This window comes from Staphylococcus sp. Ze2 (assembly GCF_048568365.1).
GTDB classification, from domain to species: Bacteria; Bacillota; Bacilli; order Staphylococcales; family Staphylococcaceae; genus Staphylococcus; species Staphylococcus xylosus.
Genome location: NZ_CP183486.1, coordinates 1,483,551 through 1,507,791 on the forward strand (window position 1 = coordinate 1,483,551; position 24,241 = coordinate 1,507,791).

Genomic DNA, 24,241 nt, shown 5'->3' on the forward strand with positions numbered 1-24,241 from the left:
GCTTTTTATGAATGATAATATATTAAAGTGATAAAAAATTATGTTTCGTTGTTTACTACTTCAAATACGATGAATTGTGAGATTTGTGATTTGTTGAAGTTATTATCTGATGCGACTACAAGGGAATCATTACCATTTGCTAATTTTTTTCCAAACGTCATTCCTTCGACATTATCTACTTTATCTAATTGTTCGGCGTTTAAATTAGCAACCAATTTCTTGTTAACAGGTGTTACTTGAGCATTCTGTAAAGTACTTGCGTCTTTAATATCAGAGGCATGATTAACATCTATTTTATAAATACGTACATAGTTTCTAAATGAACCATCTGATGACTGAACACTAGCTCTTTCTAATGTTAAAAATTCATGCTCATTAATTGCTAACATCTCGGAAACACCGTTTTCAGCTGTTTTAGCGTTGTCTCCTACATGTGGTACTGAATCGATTGGGTAGGCATACTCTGCTAATATATTACCTCGGCGATCATATTGTGTAATACGTGATAGGGCGCCTGAATTAGCTGTAGGAACAGGTCCATCTTGTATTACTGGCGCTTCCATAGATGTCCATATAGATGTTCCGTCAACTGAAAAAGTACTTCCTTCAATGGCTAGGTTATTACGAAATCCTTTTTTTGATTGAGTATCCATTTTTAATGTTTCATTAATAGGCAACTCAGAAATGAAATTACCGTTTGAATCACTGAAGCGGATAAATGGATTTAATCCTAAATTTCGATCACCTTCACTTGTATATAAGATACTGTTAGTCCAAGGATCAAAACGGATTGATTCTGGGTCTGCCACGATATTCTTTGAATCGTTATTAAATTGATTTTTATTTATATAATTATTTCCATTTGGTTGTTTTAAGGTGCTAACATTTTTAATGTTTATGTTATTAAACTGACGATGGTTATAATTTAAATTGGCTTCATAAAATCTGGAAGGGCTATTTTCCGAACGATCGTCACTAAGTAAATACCACTTATTAGATTTTGGATTATATGTAATACCTGATATACCCCCGACTTTAGTTTTATTATAGGTTTGATCATGTGGTATCGTTTTACTATCTATTAGTTTAAGCTTGTCTACGTGACGGGAGTGTGGTGTAACTTCCTTTTCACTTGTGGCGAAGACATTAAGTGAAATCATACTTACCATTACAATTGTCAGTAATGATATGAAGATGATTTTTGTGACTTGTTGCATAACTGTTGTGCTCCTTTCATACGTTTGCTAATTAAAGCATAAGTTATGATTATGAAGAATACTTAAATTTAGAGTAACAATGTTGTAAATGTGAGGGTTATCAAAAATATTAGTTATGTAGTACTTATCAGTTAATCCATAAAAAGCAGGATAAAACGTCCAGCTTTTGTGAACAAATTATCCTGCTTTTAACCTTATTGTGTTTATAAGTAAATGATATCATTTACAATTTGTATCGAATTAACGGGCTTGATATTGAGATCTAAATTCATCAGTAGCAACTTGTGGTTGGAAGTCTTCAGGAAGTTCTTCTGTACGTACAACTAATACATCACAAGGAGAATGGCGTACAATTGCCTCAGATACAGAACCAACAATGAATCTTTCTACTGCGTTTAAACCAGACGTACCACACATAATTAAATCTGCGTCTACATCAGTGGCTAATTTTTTAGGAATAATTGCTTTTGGTGAACCGAATTCTAAGCGTGTTTCAACATCAGTTACACCAGCATTTGTAGCGACTTCTTTATAACCTTTTAGCAAATCTTCAGAGAAATTTTTAGATTTCTCAGTGAATTGTGCATCATACACTTCGTATGAAGAATATGTTCTTGAATCAATAACATTTACAACAGTAAGTTTAGAATCGTTACGTTTTGCTACGTCTACAGCCTTGTTAAATGCCCACTCTGCCTCATGTGATCCATCGACTGCTATTAAAATATTTTTATAAGTTAGCATCATAATTACCTCCTTATTTTTCTTACTTATATTATACCACCGTTTACAGAATATTAACACAATTTGCATGTTGTAAAACTACCCTAAACTTTGATTGCGCTTTCATTGGATACACGTTACTATAAATTTGGAGGTGGATGAAATGATTATAGGTATTCCTAAAGAGATTAAAAATAACGAGAATAGAGTGAGTTTGTCGCCGAGTGGTGTACATGCACTTGTTGAACAAGGTCACACTGTTATTGTTGAAAAATCTGCAGGTTTGGGTTCATATTTTGAAGACGTGGACTACACTGCAGCAGGGGCAAAAATTGTTAACGAACAAGTAGAAGTTTGGAACGTAGATATGGTGATGAAAGTTAAAGAACCATTAGCAGAAGAGTTCCAATATTTTAAAGAAGGTTTAATTTTATTTACTTATTTACATTTAGCAAACGAACCAGCGTTAACTCAAGCTTTATTAGATAGTAAAGTTGTTGGTATTGCATATGAAACTGTGCAATTGCCAGATCGTTCGTTACCGTTGTTAACGCCAATGAGTGAAGTAGCAGGACGTATGTCTGCTCAAATTGGAGCTGAATTTTTACAAAAATATAAAGGTGGCATGGGTATACTTCTTGGCGGCGTACCGGGTGTTTCAAAAGGACGCGTATCAATTATCGGTGGGGGTCAAGCAGGTACAAATGCAGCAAAAATTGCACTTGGACTAGGTGCAGATGTTACGATTTTAGATGTTAATCCAAAACGATTACAGGAATTGGAAGACTTATTTGATGGTCGAGTACATACAATTATGTCTAATCCTTTAAATATAGAGCAATGTGTGAAGGATAGCGATTTAGTTATTGGTGCAGTATTAATTCCTGGCGCTAAGGCTCCTAACCTTGTAACTGAAGAGATGGTTAAACAAATGAGAGATGGTGCAGTCATAGTTGATATCGCTATCGATCAAGGCGGTATATTCGAAACAACTGACCGTATTTCTACACATGATGACCCGACTTATAAGAAACATGGTGTTGTACATTATGCAGTAGCAAATATGCCTGGTGCAGTACCTCGTACATCAACGATTGCTTTAAATAATGCAACACTACCTTATGCACAACAACTTGCTGGAAAAGGTTATTTAAAAGCATTACAAGATAATCAAGCATTATCGTTAGGTTTGAACACAATCAATGGTGAGCTTACCAATAAAGGCGTAGCTGAAGCTTTGAAATTAACGTACACCGATATTGAAAGTGCATTAAAATAATTATATTAAAAATTATAAACAAAAAACTGGTAAGACCAATGTGATTTAACACATCATGGGTTTACCAGTTTTTTATTGAAAATCATTTTATTAGTTTTAAATTGATCTAAACAATTTTTGTTCCATGAACTTCTTGAAAAGGGAAAGCTTCAAGAAGTTCATGTAAATTATCCTTATTCAATCCGCCTCCAGGCATAATTTCGATGTTGCCGCCTGAATTAACGACTAATTTACCTAAATGATTTAAATTATCAAAGATATTAGTGTTACTAGGGCCACCATGCGTTAGCAATCTAGTGAATTTAAGATTGATTAATTGGTGTAGTGCTTTAATTTGACCATGCTGATGAATTTCATCGAATGCCATATGACATACAACGGGTATAGAATCAGCAAGTTGTTTTAATGTTTTCATTTGCCATTCATTTAAAACTGCATCTTGCGTCAGACAGCCAAATACAAAATAATCAACATTGAATTTTTTTAGTGCCTTTATATCACGTTGCATAATTTCAAAATCATATAGATTATAGACAAAATCTCCGCCACGTGGTCGTATCATTACTGCTATTTCAACGTGATTTTCATGACATATTTCTGTAGCGATTTCTACCATACCAATACTTGGCGTTGTACCCCCAACAGTTAAGTTGTCACAAAGTTCTATACGATTTGCACCATTAGCGATTGCATGTTCAACTTGTTGAATTGTTTCAACTACTGCTTCTTTGATCATTTCTCATATCCAGTCAAGCTTTCATGTCCATCCTCGGTAACAAGAATGTCGTCTTCTATACGCACGCCTGCCACACCGGGTACATAGATGCCTGGTTCTACTGTAACTACCATACCAGCGACAAATTGATTTGTATTTGAACTAGAAACATCTTGGTATTCATGTTCTTCTAAACCTAAACCATGTCCCAATCTATGAGGGAAATATTCACCATAACCAGCATCGCTAATAATATTACGTGCAATATCATCGACATCTTTAATTGTTACACCAGGTTTTATAGCAGCAATAGCCTCTTGTTCTGCTTTTAATACGATATTGTAAATTTCCTGTGCTTCATCACTTGGTGTGCCAAATCTAACAGTTCTTGTCATATCGCTACAATAATTATCGTAAATTACGCCTAAATCAAATAAAACAAACTCATCTTTTTGAAGTTGGCGATCGCCTGGAGTGCCGTGAGGAGAGGCTGCGTGATCACCAAATAATACCATTGTATCGAAACTCATTTCGTTGACACCATAAGCTTTAATTTCATTTTCAATATGGTTAACAATTTGTCGTTCTGTGACACCTTCTTTTAAAAATGCTACACCAATTTCAATACATTTATCTGCGAGTTCACACGCCTTTTTAATAGTAATGATTTCATTTTCGCTTTTAACATTTCGTAATTCTTTAATTGTTTGATCGATATCACCAAATTGTTGAACTCCAAATGCATCTATAAGCGCTCGTTGACGATGAAGTGTTAAGTGTTCCGCTTCAACAAGTAATTTATTAATCTTAAGAGGGTATTTATCTAAACCATTTTCCGTATCTAAATAGCCAATAACTTCTCCTTCAAACGGCGAATTTTTAACATCTTCCATTTCTAATTGTGGGCAAAATAAAATTTGCTCTCCGTTAGCTTTAATTAATAAAGCTAGTAAACGTTCGTGAGGATCACTTAAGTAACCTGTGAAATAAAATATGTTCAGTGGTGTCGTAATCCAAGCTGCGTCAGCTTGTTGTGTTTGTAATTCTTTAGTAATCTGTTCTAATTTCATTTTTGTTCTTCCTCCTAAAATTATGATCATTTCAATTTTATGCCACTTCATAGAGGAATTCAAAAGTTATATATTATAACATTCATATTTCGTTCATTTATACACTAACTAAATATACTTCGTAACTATTTAAAATTAATAAATGTGTTATATGAGAGTGATATCGTGGTATAAGTAGAGTAAATAGATTTATGGGAGGAATTAAAATAATGAAACTTTCATTTCATGGACAATCAACAATATATTTCGAGGCGAATGATAAAAAGGTCATCGTAGATCCATTTATAACGGGTAACGGTATGTCAGATTTAGATGCATCTACATTGGAAGTTGACTATATCATTTTGACGCATGGTCATGGTGACCATTTTGGCGATACAATTGAACTTGCTAATAGAAACCATGCAACGGTTATTGGCTCTGCGGAATTAGGAGATTATTTGACTACATATCATAATGTAGAGCATGTTAGACCAATGAATATAGGTGGAAAAGCTGAATTAGACTTCGGAAGCGTGAAGTTTGTACAAGCGTTTCATAGTTCAAGTTTAACGGATGATAATGGTGTGCCAGTATATTTAGGTATGCCAATGGGAGTCGTTATAGAGGCTGAAGGTAAAACGATTTATCATACTGGAGATACAGGTTTGTTTAGCGATATGAAATTAATAGCTGACCGTCATCCTGTTGATGTATGCTTTATTCCTATTGGTGATAATTTTACAATGGGTATAGACGACGCTAGTTATGCAATAAATACCTTTATTAAACCAAGTATTACAGTGCCAGTTCACTATGATACATTTGAACTTATAGAACAAGATCCCAATGCTTTTAAAGACGCTGTTACAACGGGAGAGGTTCAAATATTGAAGCCTGGAGAAGCTGTGAAATTTTAACTACTTAGTTAAAATACAAATCACTTTAAAGAGAAAAAAAGCCTGAAGTACTTTATAGAACTTCAGGCTTTTTATAATTACTTTACTATTAATACAGGGATGCGTGCTCTTTTAGCAACCTTATGACTTACACTACCTAAGACAAATTTCTTCTTATCTTCGGCTTTTCGGTTACTAAGTACAATAATTTCATACTTACCACTGTTAGCTTCTCTGACTAATTGCTCTTTGGCATTGCCACGGACTATAATTTCATCAAAATCAATACCGTATTCTTTTAAAGCATTACGTGTACTCTCGAGACCTTCGCTACGTTTTTCTACAAGTTTATCTAAATGAACACCGGATTTGATTGATGCTTGTGCATCCTGTTCGCTAATTGCATTTAAAATTGTAACCTTTGTACCTTCTCCTGCTAATTTTGAAACTTCATCAAGTGCTTTTTCATTTTTAAGTGTTGTATCAACACCAAGTAAAATATTTTTGAACATTGTTCATCCCTCCTTAACTTCATTCTAATAAAAGTTTATTGATAAAGCCAACTAAAATGTTGGATTTAACATATTAAATTATTAATAAAGCTGTTTTATATAATTTTAAGGATATCTTTTTACTTAAATCAATATAAATTATTTTATTTGGTTTGTTACATCGCATTTTCAGTTATAAAAAGTTATAATATGATAGAAACTGTTCAAAATAAATGAGGTTATTGAAATGACAAAGCATGAACAAATTTTATCATATATAGAATCTCTAGCAGTTGGTCAAAAAATTTCTGTTAGAAAAATTGCGAAAGATCTCAATGTCTCTGAAGGAACAGCCTATCGTGCTATCAAAGATGCTGGCCAAATTGGTTTAGTAGCAACAATTGATAGGGTTGGTACTGTTCGCATTGAGAAGAAATCACGTGAACAAATTGAACAATTAACTTTTGCTGAAATTGTAAAGATTATAGATGGCCAAGTACTTGGTGGTAGAAATGGATTAATCAAAACGCTGACAAAATTTGCGATAGGTGCGATGGAAATAGAGGATGTTGTAAAATATTTAAGTGCGCATACTTTGCTTATTGTTGGTAATCGAAAAGACGTACAATTAGCAGCATTAAAAAGAGGAAGTGCAGTACTTATAACAGGTGGATTTAATACTTCACCTGAAATAATCAAGTATGCAGATGAACACGATCTACCTATACTTTCGTCTAATTATGATACATACCTAGTGGCAAATATTATTAATAGAGCAATGTATAACCAAATGATTCGCAAAGAAATTTTAGTCGTTGAAGATATCGTTAAGCCTGTAAATGAAGACACAGTAGTCTTTGATCATATGTCTCTTAATGATTATAAAGTTAAAGCAAGCGAAACGGGTCATTCAAGATTTCCAGTCATAGACGACGAATGGCGCCTTGTCGGTATAGTAACTAGCAAAGAGATTATAAAGATGCAAGAAAATGACACACTTGCACAATTTATGACAAAAGCACCAATTAATGTACAATTGTCAACAACCGTTGCTAATTGTGCGCATATGATGATTTGGGAAGGTATTGAATTGTTACCAGTAATTACAGCGAGTAAAAAGCTAATAGGGGTCATTACAAGAAAAGATGTACTAACAGCCATGCAACTTTTGAGTAGACAACCTCAAGTCGGTGAAACAATCAACGATCAAATTGCAAAGCATATTACTATTGCTAATGATGGTATACAAGTGCAAACCACACCATTATTAACCAACCAATATGGTACATTAAGCAAAGCAGTTTTTGTGGCAATCATAGAAGAAACAGTACGTTATGAAATGAGAAAACTAAAAAAACTAGAAGTTATGATAGAAAGTTTGAACATTATATATATCAAAACAGTTCAAATTGAGTCGGAAATACATGTACATTATGAGATGTTAGATGTTGGAAGAAATTTTGCTAAATTAGAAATAACAATGACAAGTGATAGTCAACAAGTAGCTAAAGCAATGATAATTTGTCAGATGATAGATTAAATATAAAAGTGCAAAGGAAGTATAGAGATGACAAAAGTATTTAACCAAATTATGCAAGAAATAGAAGCAGCAGAAACGATTATTATACATAGGCATGTAAGACCAGATCCAGATGCTTATGGTTCACAATTAGGATTGAAAAATTATCTAAAATTAAAGTTCCCTGATAAGTATATTTATGCAGTAGGAGAGGCAGAACCCTCGTTAGACTTTATAGGGACATTTGATGAGATAGCTGATGATCAATATAAAGACGCACTCGTTATAGTTTGTGATACTGCCAACGCGCCTAGAATTAGTGATGAACGTTTTGACAAGGGACGTATGTTAATCAAGATTGACCATCATCCAGCAGTAGATCAATATGGTGATATAAACTATGTAAATGTTCAAGCATCATCAACAAGTGAAATTATATTTGATTTTATAGAACATTTTAATGATTTATCAATTATAGATGCTTCAGTTGCGAGAGTGCTTTATTTAGGTATTGTAGGCGATACGGGCCGCTTCTTATTCAACAATACAACGTCTCATACAATGAGTGTGGCAAGCCAATTGTTGACCTTCCCATTCAGTCATAATGAAGAACTTAATAAAATGGGTGAAAAGGATCCGAAATTATTACCTTTCCAAGGTTATGTCTTACAACATTTTGATTTGAATGAAAAAGGATTTTGTAAAGTTATCATTACCAAAGATATCCTCGAGAAATTTGACATTGCAGCAAATGAAGCATCATTATTTGTGAATACCATTGCAGACATACAAGGTTTGAAAATTTGGGTTTTCGCTGTAGATGAAGGGGCTGAGATTAGATGTCGTATTAGATCTAAAGGTATCATTATCAATGATGTTGCTAGTGACTTTGGAGGTGGCGGACACCCAAATGCTTCGGGTGTGTCCGTGCGCGATTGGGATCATTTTAATGAACTGGCAGACGCATTAAATAATAAATTGTAGAAAGATTGGAGGTATTTGCTGATGGTAGTACATTTAAATGTTCATACGACGTATGATTTGTTGTATTCTAGTTTGAGAATTAAAGATGTCGTTGCTAAAGCTGCTAAAGAAGGTTATACAGCATTAGCTATAACAGATACAAATGTATTATATGGTTACCCACAATTTTATGATGCGTGTATCGCAGCAAATATTCATCCTATCTTTGGTATGACTATCAACGTTACAGATGGACTAGATATCGTTGAAACAATAGTATTAGCACGTGACAATATAGGTCTTAAAGATTTATTCAAGTTATCTTCAGCTATAAAAATGAAAGAAAAAACAGAAACCCCTATAGAATGGTTGAAAAAATATATAGATCACCTTGTCATTATTTTTAAGGATGTCTCGTCATCTAATGAGACAATAGTAACAAAATTTGAGAATCACTCATACGTATATGTCAACCACATGAGTCAAAACACTTTTGATTTGCCAGTTGTATGGGCACAAAGTACACGCTATCTAAATCAAGAAGACGCAGATACGCTTACAGCATTATCGGCTATTAAAGATAATAGTAAATTAGATTTGGTGAGTGAACCGATAGACTATGATGCACATCTTTATTCAAAAGCACAACGTGAAAATTTAGAACTAAGTGAAGCGGTATGGGAACATACAAATGAGCTTGAAAATATCTGTCAAGCTGAGATGATTTATAACCAATCGCTCTTGCCAAAATTCAAAACACCAAATAATACCCAATCAAAACAATATTTATGGCAAATATTGGAGACGAAATTAAATGATTTGAATTTAAATCAGGAGCATTTTGAAACTTATAAGCAACGGTTATTACATGAATATAAAGTTATTACTGACATGGGTTTTGAAGATTATTTCTTAATAGTAAGTGATTTGATTCATTATGCTAAGACACATAATGTATTAGTAGGCCCAGGACGTGGTTCTGCAGCAGGGTCTTTAGTCAGTTATCTATTAAATATTACAACGATAGATCCTATTCAATACAATCTCTTATTCGAACGTTTTTTAAACCCAGAACGTGTAACGATGCCAGATATTGATATAGATTTTGAAGACACACATCGAGATAAAGTGATTCAATACGTCCAAGAGAAATATGGTGATAATCACGTTGCAGGTATTGTCACTTTTGGTCATTTACTTGCAAGAGCTGTGGCCAGGGATGTGGGTAGAATTATGAGTTTTGATGAAATAACATTGAATGAAATTTCGAAATTAATACCGCATAAATTAGGTATTACATTGGATGAGGCTTATCAACAAGAAGACTTTAAGCAATTTGTTCATCGAAATCACCGCAATGAACGTTGGTTTGAAATTTGTAAAAAACTAGAAGGCCTACCACGTCATACTTCTACACATGCGGCGGGCATAATTATAAATGACCATCCACTTTATGATTATGCGCCACTCACATTAGGTGATACAGGTTTGTTGACACAGTGGACGATGACAGAAGCAGAGAGAATCGGTTTGTTGAAAATTGACTTCTTAGGATTAAGAAACCTCTCGATTATTCACCAAATCGTGAAACAAGTAAAATATGACATGCAAATTGATATTGATATCGAACAAATACCTTTCGATGACCAACAAGTATTTCAATTATTATCCCAAGGAGATACGACTGGTATTTTTCAGTTAGAATCTGATGGGATTAGAAATGTATTGAAGAGATTGCAGCCTGAACATTTCGAAGATATAGTTGCAGTGACCTCGCTCTATCGCCCAGGTCCGATGGAAGAGATACCAACTTATATTTCTCGTCGACATGATCCTGACAAAGTACAATATTTACATCAAGATTTAGCACCAATATTATCTAAGACTTATGGTGTTATTATTTATCAAGAACAAATCATGCAAATTGCGAGCAAGTTTGCGAATTTTAATTATGGTGAAGCGGATATTTTACGCCGAGCAATGAGCAAAAAAAATCGTGCTGTACTTGAAAGTGAAAGACAACATTTTGTTAATGGTGCAATGAAAAATGGGTATGATGAAGCATTAAGCAAACAGATTTTTGATTTAATCTTAAAATTCGCTGATTATGGTTTTGCTCGTGCTCACGCAGTTAGTTATTCAAAAATTGCATATATTATGGGATACCTAAAAGTACACTATCCAAATTATTTTTATGCGAATATATTAAGTAACTCAATTGGTAGTGAGAAGAAAACTGCACAAATGATTGATGAAGCAAAACACCAAAACATCAATATTTTAGCACCTAACATTAATTATAGTCATTGGTTTTATAAAGCGACTAATAAAGGAATATACTTATCTATTGGAGCTATAAAGGGTGTTGGCTATCAAAGTGTCAAACTTATCGTTGACGAACGAAAAGAAAATGGAAACTACAAAGATTTCTTTGACTTTACAAGACGTATACCTAAAAGAATTAAATCTAGAAAATTATTAGAAGCATTGATACTTGTAGGGGCTTTTGATACATTAGGTAAAAATCGTGCGACATTACTACAATCTATAGATCAAGTATTAGACGATGTATCAGATGTCGAACAAGATGGTTTTATATTTGATGTACTCACACCTAAAACGAATTACGAAGAAAAAGAGGAATTGCCAGATAAGGTGCTAAGCGATTATGAAAAAGAATACTTAGGATTTTATGTGTCAACGCACCCAGTTGAGAAAGCATTTGAACAAAAACAGTACTTAGGTATTTATAAATTGACAAATGCGAGAGATCATCAACCTATTTTTATTCAAATCGACGGCTTTAAAAAGATTAGAACGAAAAATGGTCAAAATATGGCTTTTATAACTTTGAATGATGGTATTAATAATTTGGATGGTGTTGTTTTCCCTGAAACATTTAAAAAATACGAAACAGAATTGAACAAAGATCAAATGTTAATAATAAGTGGGAAGTTTGAAAAAAGAAATAATAAACAACAACTTATAATAAATAAAGTTGAATCAATTGAGAGATTTGAGCAATCAAAACTTCAACACGCACAAAAAATTGTTATTCGTAACCTAAATGATAGGTTAAAGATAGATGAAATTTTAGTGAAAGATACAAACGAAAGTAATATTCCTGTACAATACTTTGATGAAAGTCAAAATGTAATAAAGACGATTGGCTTTATTACTCGAGAAAATAATATAATAGAAAAATTGATTCAACACTTTTCACCATGGGATATTCGAATTATTTAACTTTAATAGCGCTATAAACTATGGTATAGTAAACTGATGGTTGAGCATAAATTTGCCATCAGTTTTTATTTTCTATAAATTAAGATTCTAAAAATATATAATAATTTAGCTGTATATATATTTTTATTACAAATAATAACTTCAAGAGTAAATTGGCAAAAATGTTAACGATATCATTTGTAATTTGAGTTGCTTTGTAATAAAAATATATATGAAATGATATTTATACTAATCGAATGTAAAGGGGTAGGTTTACATGACTTTGAGAGACGACGCTTTAGAAATGCATAGAAAAAATCAAGGAAAATTACAAGTTTCACCAAAAGTAAAAGTTACGAATAAAGAAGAATTGAGCTTAGCTTATTCTCCAGGTGTAGCGGAACCATGTAAAGAAATTCATGAAGATAAACGTAAGGTTTTTGAATATACAATGAAAGGTAATACAGTAGCAGTTGTTACTGATGGTACAGCAGTTTTAGGTTTAGGTGATATTGGGCCTGAAGCGAGTATACCTGTAATGGAAGGTAAAGCTGTACTCTTTAAGAGTTTCTCTGGAATTGATGGTGTACCAATTGCATTAGATACAACGGATACAGATGAAATTGTTAATACAGTAAAGTTACTAGAACCTAATTATGGTGGAATAAACTTAGAAGATATTTCTGCACCACGTTGTTTTGAAATCGAGGAACGTTTGAAAAAAGAAACGAAAATTCCGGTTTTTCATGATGATCAACACGGTACAGCTATTGTTACGGTTGCAGGTATGATTAACGCATTAAGAATTGTAGACAAAGATCTATCTGATATTAAAGTAGTATTAAATGGCGCTGGCGCAGCAGGTATAGCTATCGTAAAATTACTTTATTCTTATGGTGTGAGAGATATGATTATGTGTGATTCAAGAGGAGCGATTTATGAAGATCGTTCATTTGGAATGAATGATACAAAATCTTACGTTGCAAAATGGACAAACAGAGATAAAATTGATGGTAGTTTAAGTGATGTAATTAAAGATGCCGACGTATTCATTGGTGTCTCAGTAGCAGATTTATTAACAAAAGAAATGGTGGAATCCATGGCTGATGATCCAATTATTTTTGCTATGGCAAACCCAAATCCAGAAATCAATCCAGATGTTGCAAAAGAAGCTGGCGCTAAGGTAATTGGTACAGGTCGTTCAGATTATCCTAACCAAATTAATAATGTGTTGGCATTCCCAGGGATTTTCAGAGGCGCTTTAGATGTAGAAGCTACACATATCAATGAATCAATGAAACAAGCCGCAGTTGAAGCAATAGCAGATTTAATTAAGTCAGACGAATTAAATCCGGACTATTGTATCCCAGGTCCTTTTGATAAACGTGTAGCACCTTCAGTAGCTAGAGAGGTTGCGAAGGCTGCAATGGAATCAGGTGTTGCTAGAATAGACGTTAATCCTGAAGATGTATATGACAAAACAATGAAATTAACAGACTTAGATAAATAATATTCATTAACGCTGATCACAAATATTATTTAAGAATAGTATTGAACTAAGATCGCGATGGTTAAGTGGAGGTTTACAATGTTTAAAGATTTTTTCAATAGAAGCAGTAAAAAGAAAAAGTACGTAACTGTATCTGATTCGAAACAAAGTGATGTACCAGCAGGGATTATGACAAAATGTCCTAAGTGTAAAAAAATTATGTATACTAAAGAATTAGCAGAAAACTTAAATGTTTGTTTTAATTGCGATCATCATATTGCTTTAACGGCGCATAAACGCATTGAAGCTATTTCAGATGAAGGTACGTTTACTGAGTTTGATAGAGGAATGACCTCAGCTAATCCATTAGATTTTCCGAGTTATGAAGAGAAAATTCATAAAGATCAGCAAAAAACTGGTTTGAATGAAGCTGTCGTTACAGGGACAGCACAGTTGGATGGCATTACATATGGCGTCGCTGTAATGGATGCTCGGTTCAGAATGGGGAGTATGGGATCAGTACTAGGTGAGAAAATTTGCAGAATTATTGAACACTGCATCGAAAATCGATTACCATTTATTTTGTTCTCAGCAAGTGGCGGTGCAAGAATGCAAGAAGGTATTATTTCGTTAATGCAAATGGGGAAAACAAGCGTATCGTTAAAGAGACATTCTGAAGCTGGTTTGTTATATATTTCTTATATTACGAATCCAACAACAGGTGGAGTCTCTGCAAGTTTTGCTTCTGTTGGTGATATCAATATTAGTGAACCTAAGGCATTGATAGGCTTCGCAGGTAGACGTGTCATTGAACAGACAATTAATGAGAAATTACCTGATGACTTCCAAACATCTGAGTTTTTATTAGAGCATGGACAATTAGATAAAGTTGTTCATAGAAAAGAAATGAGAACGACACTCTCTAATATTCTAAAAATGCACCAAGAGGTGAAAATAAATGCTTGATTTTGAAAAGCCACTTTTTGAAATAAAAAATAAAATAGAATCCTTAAAGGAATCTCAAGAGAAAAATGATGTGGATCTCCAAGAGGAAATAGAAATGCTTGAAACATCTTTAGATAGAGAAACTGAAAAAGTATATACGAACCTTAAACCATGGGATCGTGTACAATTAGCGCGTTTACAAGAGCGCCCAACATCATTAGACTATATTCCATATATCTTTGATTCATTTATTGAATTACATGGAGATAGAAATTATAGAGATGATCCAGCAATGATTGGTGGCATAGGTTATTTAAATGGGCAACCTGTTACTGTTGTAGGACAACAACGAGGTAAAGATACAAAAGATAATATTTATCGTAATTTTGGTATGGCGCATCCAGAAGGTTATCGTAAAGCGCTCAGATTAATGAAACAAGCTGAAAAATTTAATAGACCGATTATTACTTTTATCGATACTAAGGGTGCTTATCCAGGTAAAGCGGCAGAAGAGCGTGGCCAAAGTGAATCTATTGCACGTAATTTAGTGGAAATGGCTGCATTAACTGTACCTGTTATTTCAATTGTTATTGGAGAAGGTGGTAGTGGAGGTGCACTAGGATTAGGTATTACAAATCGAATATTAATGCTTGAAAATAGTACATATTCTGTAATCTCGCCAGAAGGTGCGTCAGCACTATTGTGGAAAGATAGTAACCTCGCAAAAATTGCAGCTGAAACGATGAAAATCACTGCAGAAGATTTACATGAATTGAAGATTGCAGACGAGGTAGTCAAAGAGCCCTTAGGCGGAGCACATCAAGATGTTGAAATGCAAGCTAAAAATATTAAACGTACTTTTGAGACACATTTAAAAGAATTAAGTTCTTTCAGTAAAGAACAACTAGTTGAAGATCGTTATCAAAAATTCAGAACGATAGGTTCTTATAATGAATAAATTAGCTAACAAAAAGAAGTTCTAATAATCTAGAACTTCTTTTTGTTTATTTAAAATAATAACAAGTTAATTTGTTTAATTATTTTAAATAAAAGGTATTAAATAAAAGGTCTAAATTTCTATTTATAAGTAAGTTAAAGGAAACGCTTTCTAAAAGATTCGTTGGATTAAAAACGTTTACATTAGTGGCAAAGCCTTATTTTAATGGCACCAGCCTAAATTTTATGGTATTTTTAGAATAAGAAATACATGTTAGAAAGGTATGTCGTCATGAAAAAAATTGCAGTGTTGACAAGTGGTGGAGATTCTCCAGGCATGAATGCAGCAGTAAGAGCTGTAGTTAGAAAAGCGATTTACAATAACATTGAAGTTTATGGTGTTTACCAAGGCTATCAAGGTTTGTTAAACGATGATATCGAGAAACTTGAACTCGGTTCAGTGGGAGACACAATTCAACGAGGCGGAACTTTTTTATATTCTGCAAGGTGCCCTGAATTTAAAGAAGCAGAAGTTCGTAAAAAAGGTATTGAGAATTTACGTAAAAGAGGCATCGAAGGACTTGTAGTTATCGGAGGAGACGGTAGCTATAGAGGTGCACAACGTATAAGTGAAGAATGCGAAGAAATCCAAACTATAGGAGTGCCAGGTACGATTGATAATGATATCAATGGCTCTGACTTTACGATTGGATTTGATACAGCATTAAATACTATAATTGATTGTGTTGATAAGATTCGTGATACAGCATCAAGTCATGCCAGAACGTTTATCATTGAAGTCATGGGTCGTGATTGTGGTGATTTAGCACTTTGGGCTGGTCTTTCAGTCGGTGCAGAAACAATCATCGTTCCTGAAGTTGAGACAGATATGAAAGATGTAGCTGAAAAGATTGATAGTGGTATTAAACGAGGCAAAAAACATTCAATTGTTATGGTTGCTGAAGGTTGTATGTCAGGTGAAGTTTGTGCTCAAGAACTGACTAAATACATTAATGTTGACGCTCGTGTTTCTGTGCTTGGACACATCCAACGTGGTGGAAGTCCAAGTGGGGCAGATAGGGTTCTAGCTTCACGTCTTGGAGGCCATGCGGTAGATTTACTGTTAGAAGGTAAAACTGCGATTGGCGTTGGGATTAGAAACAATGAACTTACTGATACATCATTTGAAGAAATATTTAGATCAAATGAACATGAATTTGACTTTGAAACTTTTGAATTAACGAATGAATTATCTATATAAAATACTGGGAGGAAATAATAATGAGAAAAACTAAAATTGTTTGTACAATTGGACCTGCGTCTGAATCAGAAGAAATGCTTGAGAAATTAATTAAAGCTGGAATGAATGTGGCGCGATTAAACTTCTCTCATGGTGACCATGCAGAACATAAAGCGAGAATCGATACAATCCGCGAAGTTTCTAAGAGATTAGGGAAAACAGTTGGTATTCTACTAGATACGAAAGGTCCTGAAATCCGTACTCACAACATGAAAAATGGTGTGATTGAACTTGAAAAAGGCAATGAAGTAATCGTTAGTATGACTGAAGTAGAAGGTACTTCAGACAAATTCTCAGTAACTTATGATAACCTTATCAATGACGTAGACGAAGGTTCTTATATCCTTCTAGACGATGGTTTAATCGAATTACAAGTTAAATCAATTGATAAAGCTAATGGCGAAGTTCTATGTGATATTTTAAACACAGGAGAATTAAAAAATAAAAAAGGTGTTAACTTACCAGGAGTGAAAGTTAGTTTACCAGGTATCACTGATAAAGATGCTGAAGATATTGAATTCGGTATCAGTGAAGGCGTAGACTTTATCGCTGCAAGTTTCGTACGTCGTCCAAGCGATGTATTAGATATTCGCAAACTATTAGAAGCACAAAAAAATACAAACATAAGCATTATTCCTAAAATTGAAAACCAAGAAGGTATTGATAATATCAAAGAAATTCTTGAAGTTTCTGATGGTTTAATGGTTGCTCGTGGCGATATGGGTGTTGAAATTCCGCCAGAATCAGTACCAATGGTACAAAAAGACTTAATTAGACAATGTAATAAATTAGGTAAACCTGTAATTACAGCAACACAAATGTTAGATTCTATGCAACGTAATCCACGTGCTACACGTGCGGAAGCTAGTGACGTTGCCAACGCAATTTATGATGGTACAGATGCTGTTATGCTTTCTGGTGAAACAGCAGCAGGACAATATCCTGAAGAAGCAGTTAAAACAATGCGTAATATCGCAGTTTCAGCAGAAGCTGCTCAAGATTATAAAAAACTATTATCTGACCGTACTAAATTAGTTGAAACTTCATTAGTTAATGCTATTGGTGTATCAGTTGCGCATACTGCTTTAAACTTAAATGTTAAAGCAATTGTTGCTGCTACAGAAAGTGGTTCAACTGCACGTACAATTTCTAAATACCGTCCACAATCAGATATTATTGCCGTGACACCTAGTGCAGAAACTGCACGTCAATGTGCATTAGTTTGGGGTATTCATCCAGTAGTTAAAGAAGGACGTAAGACAACTGATGCATTATTAAATAATGCGGTAGCAACTGCAGTTGAAACTGAAAGAGTTCAAAACGGTGATTTAATTATTATCACTGCTGGCGTACCTACAGGTGAAAAAGGTACTACAAACATGATGAAATTACACCTTGTTGGGGATGAACTTGCTAAAGGTCAAGGCGTTGGAAGAAACTCAGTTGTTGGACAAACATTAGTTGTAAACGACGCTAGTGAATTAGAAGGTAAGGATCTATCAGAATCAATTATCGTTACAACTTCTGTAGATGAAACGCTTGTGCCATACATTGAGAATGCAATTGGTCTTATCACTGAAGAAAATGGTATTACATCACCAAGCGCTATCATTGGATTAGAAAAAGGAATTCCTACAATTGTTGGTGTTGAAAATGCTACTTCAAAAATCCAAAATGACGTTTTAATTACTGTAGATGCTAACCAAGGAAAAATCTTCGAAGGTTATGCAAACGTACTATAATCTAAACAAATTTCGATTAACAGCTTAAATTAAGCTTTATAATAACTAGGGATAAATTCGCCTAAGTATATATAAATAAAAGACGAAGTCTATAATTAAAATGACTTCGTCTTTTATTGCTAAGTATGAAACATAAAAAACCGTTATCTCAATTGAACTGACCCCAAATAGTGGGAAGGAAATAAAAACACTTTCGTTGAATTCATTTAAAATGAATCATACGGAGGTGTTTTTTCTATGAAAATAATGTCTTATTCAATAGAAACAAAATATAAGACTATTGAAATGAAAGAAGCTGGATATACTGTAAAAGAAATTATGGAAGTATTAAATATCAAAAACAGCACACAGGTAAAAACTTGGTGGCGATGGTATCGAAATGGTGAAACTTATAGATTTTATCAACAAAGAGGCAAGCAATATACTTATGGCAAAGGAGTGAAAGAATTATCAGAAATAGAACAATTAAAGTTAGATAATAAGAAAAAAGATATTGAATTAGATATTTTAAAAAAGTACAAGGAATTAGAAAGGAAGTGGTACCAAAAGTAATTGTAGAATTAGTTAATCAATTAAAGCATAAGTATTCAATCAAAATGATACTTGATGTTTTAGAAATACCTAAATCGACATACTATAGATGGAAACACAAGAACAATGAAAAAGATAAAGTGACTCAAAAGATTATTGAATTATGTGAAGAAAATAATTTCACCTACGGTTATCGCAAAATTACAGCGTTGATTAATCAATTGTATTCAGCATCAATTAATCATAAAAGAGTTCAGCGAATCATGCGAGAGTATAATCTGAACTGCCGAGTTAGGCCTAAAAAATCTAAAAAAATTGGCAAACCTTATTATAAAACAGAGAATTTATTACAAAGACAGTTTAAAGCTAACCAACCAATGGAAGTATTAACAACTGATATTACTTATTTACCTTTCGGTAACTCTATGTTGTATTTATCTTCAATTATGGATGTTTATAACGGAGAAATTGTGGCGTATAAAATAGATAACAAACAAGATCAAAGCTTAGTAAATGATACATTGAATCAAATAGATATACCTGAGAATTGCATACTACATAGTGACCAAGGCAGTGTTTACACCTCGTACGCTTACTATCAATTATGCAAAGAAAAAGGCATTATCAGAAGTATGTCCCGAAAGGGAACACCAGCTGATAACGCCCCTATAGAAAGTTTCCATTCCTCGCTAAAGTGTGAAGCTTTCTACATAAACAATGAGCTCAATAGCTCTAACCAAATTGTAATAGATATTGTCGAAAATTACATTAAAAACTATAATAATAATCGAATTCAACAAAAACTAGGCTACTTAGCTCCCATAAAATATAAGGAATTAGCAGCCTAGAACAAAGTGTTTTTATTAAGTTCCCATTCTAAGGGTTCAGTGCCCAATTGAGGTAACGGTTTTTTATGATTTATCTGTTATTACTGATTATGGGTTATTGTTGCTTGCGTGACACTTGCTTATATCTTAGATACATAAGCGTTAATAAGATAAACCAGATTGGAGTTAAAAATACTGCTATTCTTGTATCAGTGTTTACAAATAACAAACAAAAAACTAATAAGAAGAAAGCTAAAATAACATATCCCATATATTTTCCGCCGGGCAATTTAAATGTTGCTTTTTTATGTAGTTCAGGATTTCTACGATGATAGTTAATATAAGCTACAGTGATTAAGCCCCAAACAACGATAAATAATACAGTTGAAACTGTTGTGATGTATGTGAAAACAAGTGTTGCATTTGGAATAATATAGTTTAACAACGCCGCAATCATAAGCAATGCACACGATACAAATATTGCAATATGTGGCACACCATTTTTATTCGTTTTCTCAAAGTAAGGTGGAGCTTGATTTTGTGTTGAAAGCCCAAATAACATACGACTATTTGAGAATATACCACTATTACAAGAAGAAGCCGCAGCTGTTAATACTACAAAATTTATGATTCCTGCTGCAAAAGGTATACCAATGAGTGCAAACAATCTCACAAACGGGCTTTCCTCAGGATTAATTTGATTCCATGGAATGATAGACATAATAACAGCTAATGCACCTACATAGAATACTAAAATACGAATAGGAACACTATTAACAGCCTTAGGTAATGTCTTTGAAGGATCTTTCGTTTCTCCAGCTGTTACTCCTATAAGTTCAATACCTACAAACGAGAATAACGCCATTTGGAAAGACATTACGAAGCCGCTCATACCTTTAGGGAATATGCCATTGTTATATAGGTTGGTTAATGATGCATGACCAAATTGTGTGTCATAAGCCATAATAATCATAATTGCACCAACTATAATTAAAGCGATAATTGTAAATATTTTAATAAGTGCAAACCAAAACTCTAACTCACCAAATAGTTTAGCACTTAATAAATTGAGTGACATTAATACAAGTACACAAAATAATGCACTTATCCAGTTTGGTATGTTAGGAAACCAAAAACTAACATACTTTGCAACAGCAGTTACTTCTGCCATACCTGTTATGATCCAACAGAACCAATAAGTCCATCCTGTTACAAAACCTGCAAATGGGCCAATATAATGATTGGTGACATCTGCAAATGATTTGAAATTCGTGTTTGTTACTAATATTTCTCCCAATCCACGCATAAACATAAAAAGCATAAAACCAATTATGATATATGTAAGTAAAATAGAGGGGCCAGTTAACGCGATAGTTTGACCTGCTCCTAAAAATAGTCCTGTACCAATTGCTCCCCCGATTGCAATTAGCTGGATGTGACGATTACTTAGTTCTCTTTGTAATTCATGATTAGCCATAAAATTATACTCCTTTATTTAGTTAATTATTATTATGCTATGCAATATAAAATAAAACAACTATTTTTTTAAACAGAGTCTATAGCGTTTAGTATAATAATACATTAATTATTTGTTATTAATCATGATAACCAATTAAAATGCTATAAAAATTGAAGTGAGACACTTTCCATATTAAAATGAATTTATAACAATGCAAGAGATAGAAGCGTTTTAAAGGGCATATTAATAAATAAGTATTTCATATTGATTTGGTAAGAAAATATACTCAAAATATTCACAAAAGAGTCAATATTGGATATAATGAGTTGTGAAAGCCATTTCATAATGAAATAGAAAAGGGGAATTTATATATGGCAGAGTTACAGAAAGGTTTAGAAGGGGTAATTGCATCTGAAACAAAAGTAAGTTCTATTATCGATAGCCAATTAACTTATGCTGGTTATGATATTGATGACTTAGCACAGAATGCTGAATTTGAAGAAATTATCTTCTTATTATGGCATTATAGATTGCCGAATGAGGATGAATTAAAAAACCTAAAACAAAAGCTTTTTGAATATATGACTTTGAATCCTAGAGTGTATAACCACTTTAAAGAATACGCGACAGGCAATGTTCATCCAATGACAGCTTTAAGAACTTCAGTTTCATACATTGCTCACTTTGACGAGCATGCTGAAGACGAAGATGAAAGCCAAACACTGGATCGTGCTATACGTATTCAAGCCAAAATTGCTTCATTAGTTACGGCTTATGCACGTGTTAGAGAAGGAAAAGAAATTATTAAACCAAGTAGTGATTTAAACTATGCAGGTAACTTCTTGTATATGTTAAGAGGAGAACTACCTTCTGAAATCGAAATTGAAGCATTTAATAAAGCACTTGTATTACATGCAGATCATGAATTAAATGCATCAACGTTTACAGCTAGATGTGCAGTATCCTCATTATCCGATATGTATTCAGGTATCGTAGCAGCTGTTGGTTCATTAAAAGGACCGCTTCACGGTGGTGCAAATGAACGTGTAATGAGCATGTTATCTGAAGTGAAATCTATTGATGAAGTCGATGCATATATTGATAACAAAATTAAAAACAAAGAAAAAATTATGGGCTTTGGACATCGTGTATACAAAGATGGTGACCCAAGAGCTAAATACTTAAAAGAGATGAGCAGAAAAATTACTTCTGAAACAGGCCAAAGTCAATTATTTGATATTTCAGTGAAAATTGCAGATAAAATGAAAGCTGAAAAAGGATTAATTGCAAATGTCGATTTCTTTAGTGCCACTGTATATCATAGTATGAATATTGAGCATGATTTATTCACTCCAATATTTGCAGTGAGTAGAACATCTGGTTGGATTGCACACATCTTAGAACAATATAGAGATAACAGAATTATGCGTCCAAGAGCTCAATATATTGGTGAAACAAACAGAACTTATGAACCAATCGAGAAAAGATAAACAAATAATTAAATAATTAATTTAATTTATGAAAATTGAAAATATTTTTGATTCGTGTATGATAGTGGTTAGTACAACTAAAATAGAACTCAAAATGACGGAGGTTTTTTTACATGGCAGGAGAAAAAGTAGTTAAAACAAATGAAGGTTTAACAGTACCAAATAATCCAATCATTCCATTTATAATCGGCGACGGTATCGGTCCTGATATCTGGAATGCAGCAAGTCGCGTAATTGACGCTGCAGTTGAACAAGCTTATAACGGTGAAAAGAAAATCGAATGGAAAGAAGTATTAGCTGGACAAAAAGCTTATGATGAAACTGGCGAATGGTTACCTAAAGCAACACTTGAAACAATTGAAGAATATTTAATTGCAATTAAAGGTCCATTAACTACACCAATTGGTGGCGGTATTCGTTCGCTAAATGTTGCATTACGTCAGGAATTGGATTTATTCACTTGCTTACGTCCAGTGCGTTGGTTCCAAGGGGTACCTTCACCTGTAAAACGTCCTGAAGATACAGATATGGTAATTTTCCGTGAAAATACTGAAGATATCTATGCTGGTATTGAATTTAAAGAAGGCACTCCAGAAGCGAAAAAATTAATTGACTTCTTACAAGACGAAATGGGTGCTAAAAATATTAGATTCCCAGAAACATCAGGTATTGGTGTGAAACCAGTTTCTAAAGAAGGTACTGAGCGTTTAGTTCGCGCTTCTATTCAATATGCTATAGATAATAATCGTAAATCATTAACTTTAGTACATAAAGGTAATATTATGAAATTTACTGAAGGTGCTTTCAAACAATGGGGTTATGATTTAGCACATAATGAATTTGGAGACAAAGTATTTACATGGCAACAATATGATGAAATTGTTGAAAAAGAAGGTAAAGACGCTGCAAATGCTGCGCAAGATAAAGCTGAACAAGAAGGGAAAATTATTGTAAAAGATTCAATTGCTGATATCTTCTTACAACAAATTTTAACACGTCCAGCTGATCACGATGTAGTAGCTACTATGAACTTAAATGGTGACTATGTATCAGATGCATTAGCTGCACAAGTTGGTGGAATTGGTATTGCTCCTGGTGCCAATATCAACTATGAAACTGGACATGCCATTTTCGAAGCTACACATGGTACTGCGCCTAAATATGCTGGATTAAACAAAGTGAATCCATCTTCTGAATTATTAAGTGCTGTATTAATGTTAGAACATCTTGGTTGGCAAGAAGCTGCTGATAAGATTACAAGTTCAATCGAAAAAACGATTGCTTCTAAAGTTGTAACTTATGACTTCGCACGTTTAATGGATGGCGCAAAAGAAGTTTCTACTTCTGACTTCGCAGATGAATTAATTAAAAACCTATAATTATATATAATCAAAGGTAATTTACCTTGAATTAAAATCAACAGATAAGTCTGGGACATGATT

The 24,241-nt window shown here is 33.5% G+C and carries 19 protein-coding genes; 13 read left to right on the forward strand and 6 right to left on the reverse strand.

Annotated elements, in window-relative coordinates:
• Positions 1-38: 38 nt before the first annotated feature.
• Together ACM591_RS06875 and ACM591_RS06880 are read right to left on the reverse strand one after the other, a co-directional pair.
• Positions 39-1,217, reverse strand: a complete 1,179-nt coding sequence (locus tag ACM591_RS06875; RefSeq protein ID WP_058625545.1) for an esterase-like activity of phytase family protein — start codon at positions 1,215-1,217, stop codon at positions 39-41.
• 240 nt (positions 1,218-1,457) lie between these two features.
• Positions 1,458-1,961 carry a universal stress protein gene (locus tag ACM591_RS06880; RefSeq protein WP_029377055.1) on the reverse strand — a complete coding sequence of 168 codons (504 nt, stop codon included), beginning with the start codon at positions 1,959-1,961 and terminating at the stop codon, positions 1,458-1,460.
• A gap of 142 nt (positions 1,962-2,103) precedes the next feature.
• Here ACM591_RS06880 and ald point away from each other — a divergent pair, with 142 nt between their 5' ends.
• A complete protein-coding gene (gene ald, locus ACM591_RS06885) occupies positions 2,104-3,219 on the forward strand; it encodes an alanine dehydrogenase (RefSeq protein ID WP_069796407.1) in 1,116 nt (371 codons plus the stop codon).
• 106 nt (positions 3,220-3,325) lie between these two features.
• Here ald and ACM591_RS06890 read toward each other — a convergent pair whose 3' ends face one another.
• Both ACM591_RS06890 and ACM591_RS06895 read right to left on the reverse strand, forming a co-directional pair.
• On the reverse strand, positions 3,326-3,955 hold the full coding sequence (locus ACM591_RS06890) for a copper homeostasis protein CutC (RefSeq protein WP_038678718.1): 630 nt from the start codon (positions 3,953-3,955) through the stop codon (positions 3,326-3,328).
• Positions 3,952-5,004: a Xaa-Pro peptidase family protein gene (locus ACM591_RS06895; RefSeq protein ID WP_326026759.1), complete on the reverse strand. Its 1,053-nt coding sequence runs from the start codon at positions 5,002-5,004 to the stop codon at positions 3,952-3,954. The genes ACM591_RS06890 and ACM591_RS06895 overlap by 4 nt, the downstream gene beginning before the upstream one ends.
• Before the next feature lie 209 nt (positions 5,005-5,213).
• On the opposite strand from ACM591_RS06895, the gene ACM591_RS06900 reads away from it, so the two are divergent.
• The gene (locus tag ACM591_RS06900) at positions 5,214-5,903 is read left to right on the forward strand and encodes a metal-dependent hydrolase (RefSeq protein ID WP_029377059.1); all 690 of its coding nucleotides are present in this window, start codon (positions 5,214-5,216) and stop codon (positions 5,901-5,903) included.
• Between the two features lie 77 nt (positions 5,904-5,980).
• Here ACM591_RS06900 and ACM591_RS06905 read toward each other — a convergent pair whose 3' ends face one another.
• Positions 5,981-6,394, reverse strand: coding sequence for a universal stress protein (locus tag ACM591_RS06905; RefSeq protein WP_029377060.1), 414 nt, complete (start codon positions 6,392-6,394; stop codon positions 5,981-5,983).
• Between the two features lie 226 nt (positions 6,395-6,620).
• Here ACM591_RS06905 and ACM591_RS06910 point away from each other — a divergent pair, with 226 nt between their 5' ends.
• From ACM591_RS06910 to ACM591_RS06950, 9 genes are all read left to right on the forward strand, one after another.
• A complete protein-coding gene (locus ACM591_RS06910; protein ID WP_042362521.1) occupies positions 6,621-7,913 on the forward strand; it encodes a DRTGG domain-containing protein in 1,293 nt (430 codons plus the stop codon).
• Between the two features lie 27 nt (positions 7,914-7,940).
• The gene (locus ACM591_RS06915; RefSeq protein WP_029377062.1) at positions 7,941-8,876 is read left to right on the forward strand and encodes a DHH family phosphoesterase; all 936 of its coding nucleotides are present in this window, start codon (positions 7,941-7,943) and stop codon (positions 8,874-8,876) included.
• A 21-nt stretch (positions 8,877-8,897) separates the two neighbouring features.
• Positions 8,898-12,101 (forward strand): DNA polymerase III subunit alpha, encoded by a 3,204-nt coding sequence (locus ACM591_RS06920; RefSeq protein ID WP_029377063.1) that lies wholly within the window; start codon positions 8,898-8,900, stop codon positions 12,099-12,101.
• A gap of 256 nt (positions 12,102-12,357) precedes the next feature.
• Positions 12,358-13,590 (forward strand): NAD(P)-dependent malic enzyme, encoded by a 1,233-nt coding sequence (locus ACM591_RS06925; protein ID WP_029377064.1) that lies wholly within the window; start codon positions 12,358-12,360, stop codon positions 13,588-13,590.
• A gap of 78 nt (positions 13,591-13,668) precedes the next feature.
• Positions 13,669-14,535 carry an acetyl-CoA carboxylase, carboxyltransferase subunit beta gene (accD, locus tag ACM591_RS06930; protein ID WP_029377065.1) on the forward strand — a complete coding sequence of 289 codons (867 nt, stop codon included), beginning with the start codon at positions 13,669-13,671 and terminating at the stop codon, positions 14,533-14,535.
• Positions 14,528-15,472 carry an acetyl-CoA carboxylase carboxyltransferase subunit alpha gene (locus ACM591_RS06935; protein WP_029377066.1) on the forward strand — a complete coding sequence of 315 codons (945 nt, stop codon included), beginning with the start codon at positions 14,528-14,530 and terminating at the stop codon, positions 15,470-15,472. The genes accD and ACM591_RS06935 overlap by 8 nt, the downstream gene beginning before the upstream one ends.
• 270 nt (positions 15,473-15,742) lie before the next feature.
• The gene (pfkA, locus tag ACM591_RS06940; RefSeq protein WP_029377067.1) at positions 15,743-16,711 is read left to right on the forward strand and encodes a 6-phosphofructokinase; all 969 of its coding nucleotides are present in this window, start codon (positions 15,743-15,745) and stop codon (positions 16,709-16,711) included.
• A gap of 20 nt (positions 16,712-16,731) precedes the next feature.
• On the forward strand, positions 16,732-18,492 hold the full coding sequence (gene pyk, locus ACM591_RS06945) for a pyruvate kinase (RefSeq protein WP_029377068.1): 1,761 nt from the start codon (positions 16,732-16,734) through the stop codon (positions 18,490-18,492).
• A gap of 237 nt (positions 18,493-18,729) precedes the next feature.
• Positions 18,730-19,871, forward strand: a protein-coding gene (locus ACM591_RS06950; RefSeq protein ID WP_107539410.1) for an IS3 family transposase whose coding sequence is annotated in 2 segments (ribosomal slippage) — positions 18,730-19,000 and positions 19,000-19,871 — 1,143 coding nt in all. Because the reading frame shifts where the segments join, the coding sequence is not laid out codon by codon here.
• A 94-nt stretch (positions 19,872-19,965) separates the two neighbouring features.
• Here the strand turns inward: ACM591_RS06950 and ACM591_RS06955 are convergent.
• Entirely contained in the window at positions 19,966-21,327 is a 1,362-nt protein-coding gene (locus ACM591_RS06955) for an amino acid permease (protein ID WP_029377071.1), read from the reverse strand.
• Between the two features lie 353 nt (positions 21,328-21,680).
• Here ACM591_RS06955 and ACM591_RS06960 point away from each other — a divergent pair, with 353 nt between their 5' ends.
• Positions 21,681-22,799 carry a citrate synthase gene (locus tag ACM591_RS06960; RefSeq protein ID WP_029377072.1) on the forward strand — a complete coding sequence of 373 codons (1,119 nt, stop codon included), beginning with the start codon at positions 21,681-21,683 and terminating at the stop codon, positions 22,797-22,799.
• A gap of 113 nt (positions 22,800-22,912) precedes the next feature.
• Complete coding sequence (gene icd / locus ACM591_RS06965) at positions 22,913-24,178, forward strand: NADP-dependent isocitrate dehydrogenase (RefSeq protein ID WP_029377073.1); 1,266 nt, start codon at positions 22,913-22,915, stop codon at positions 24,176-24,178.
• Positions 24,179-24,241: the final 63 nt, after the last annotated feature.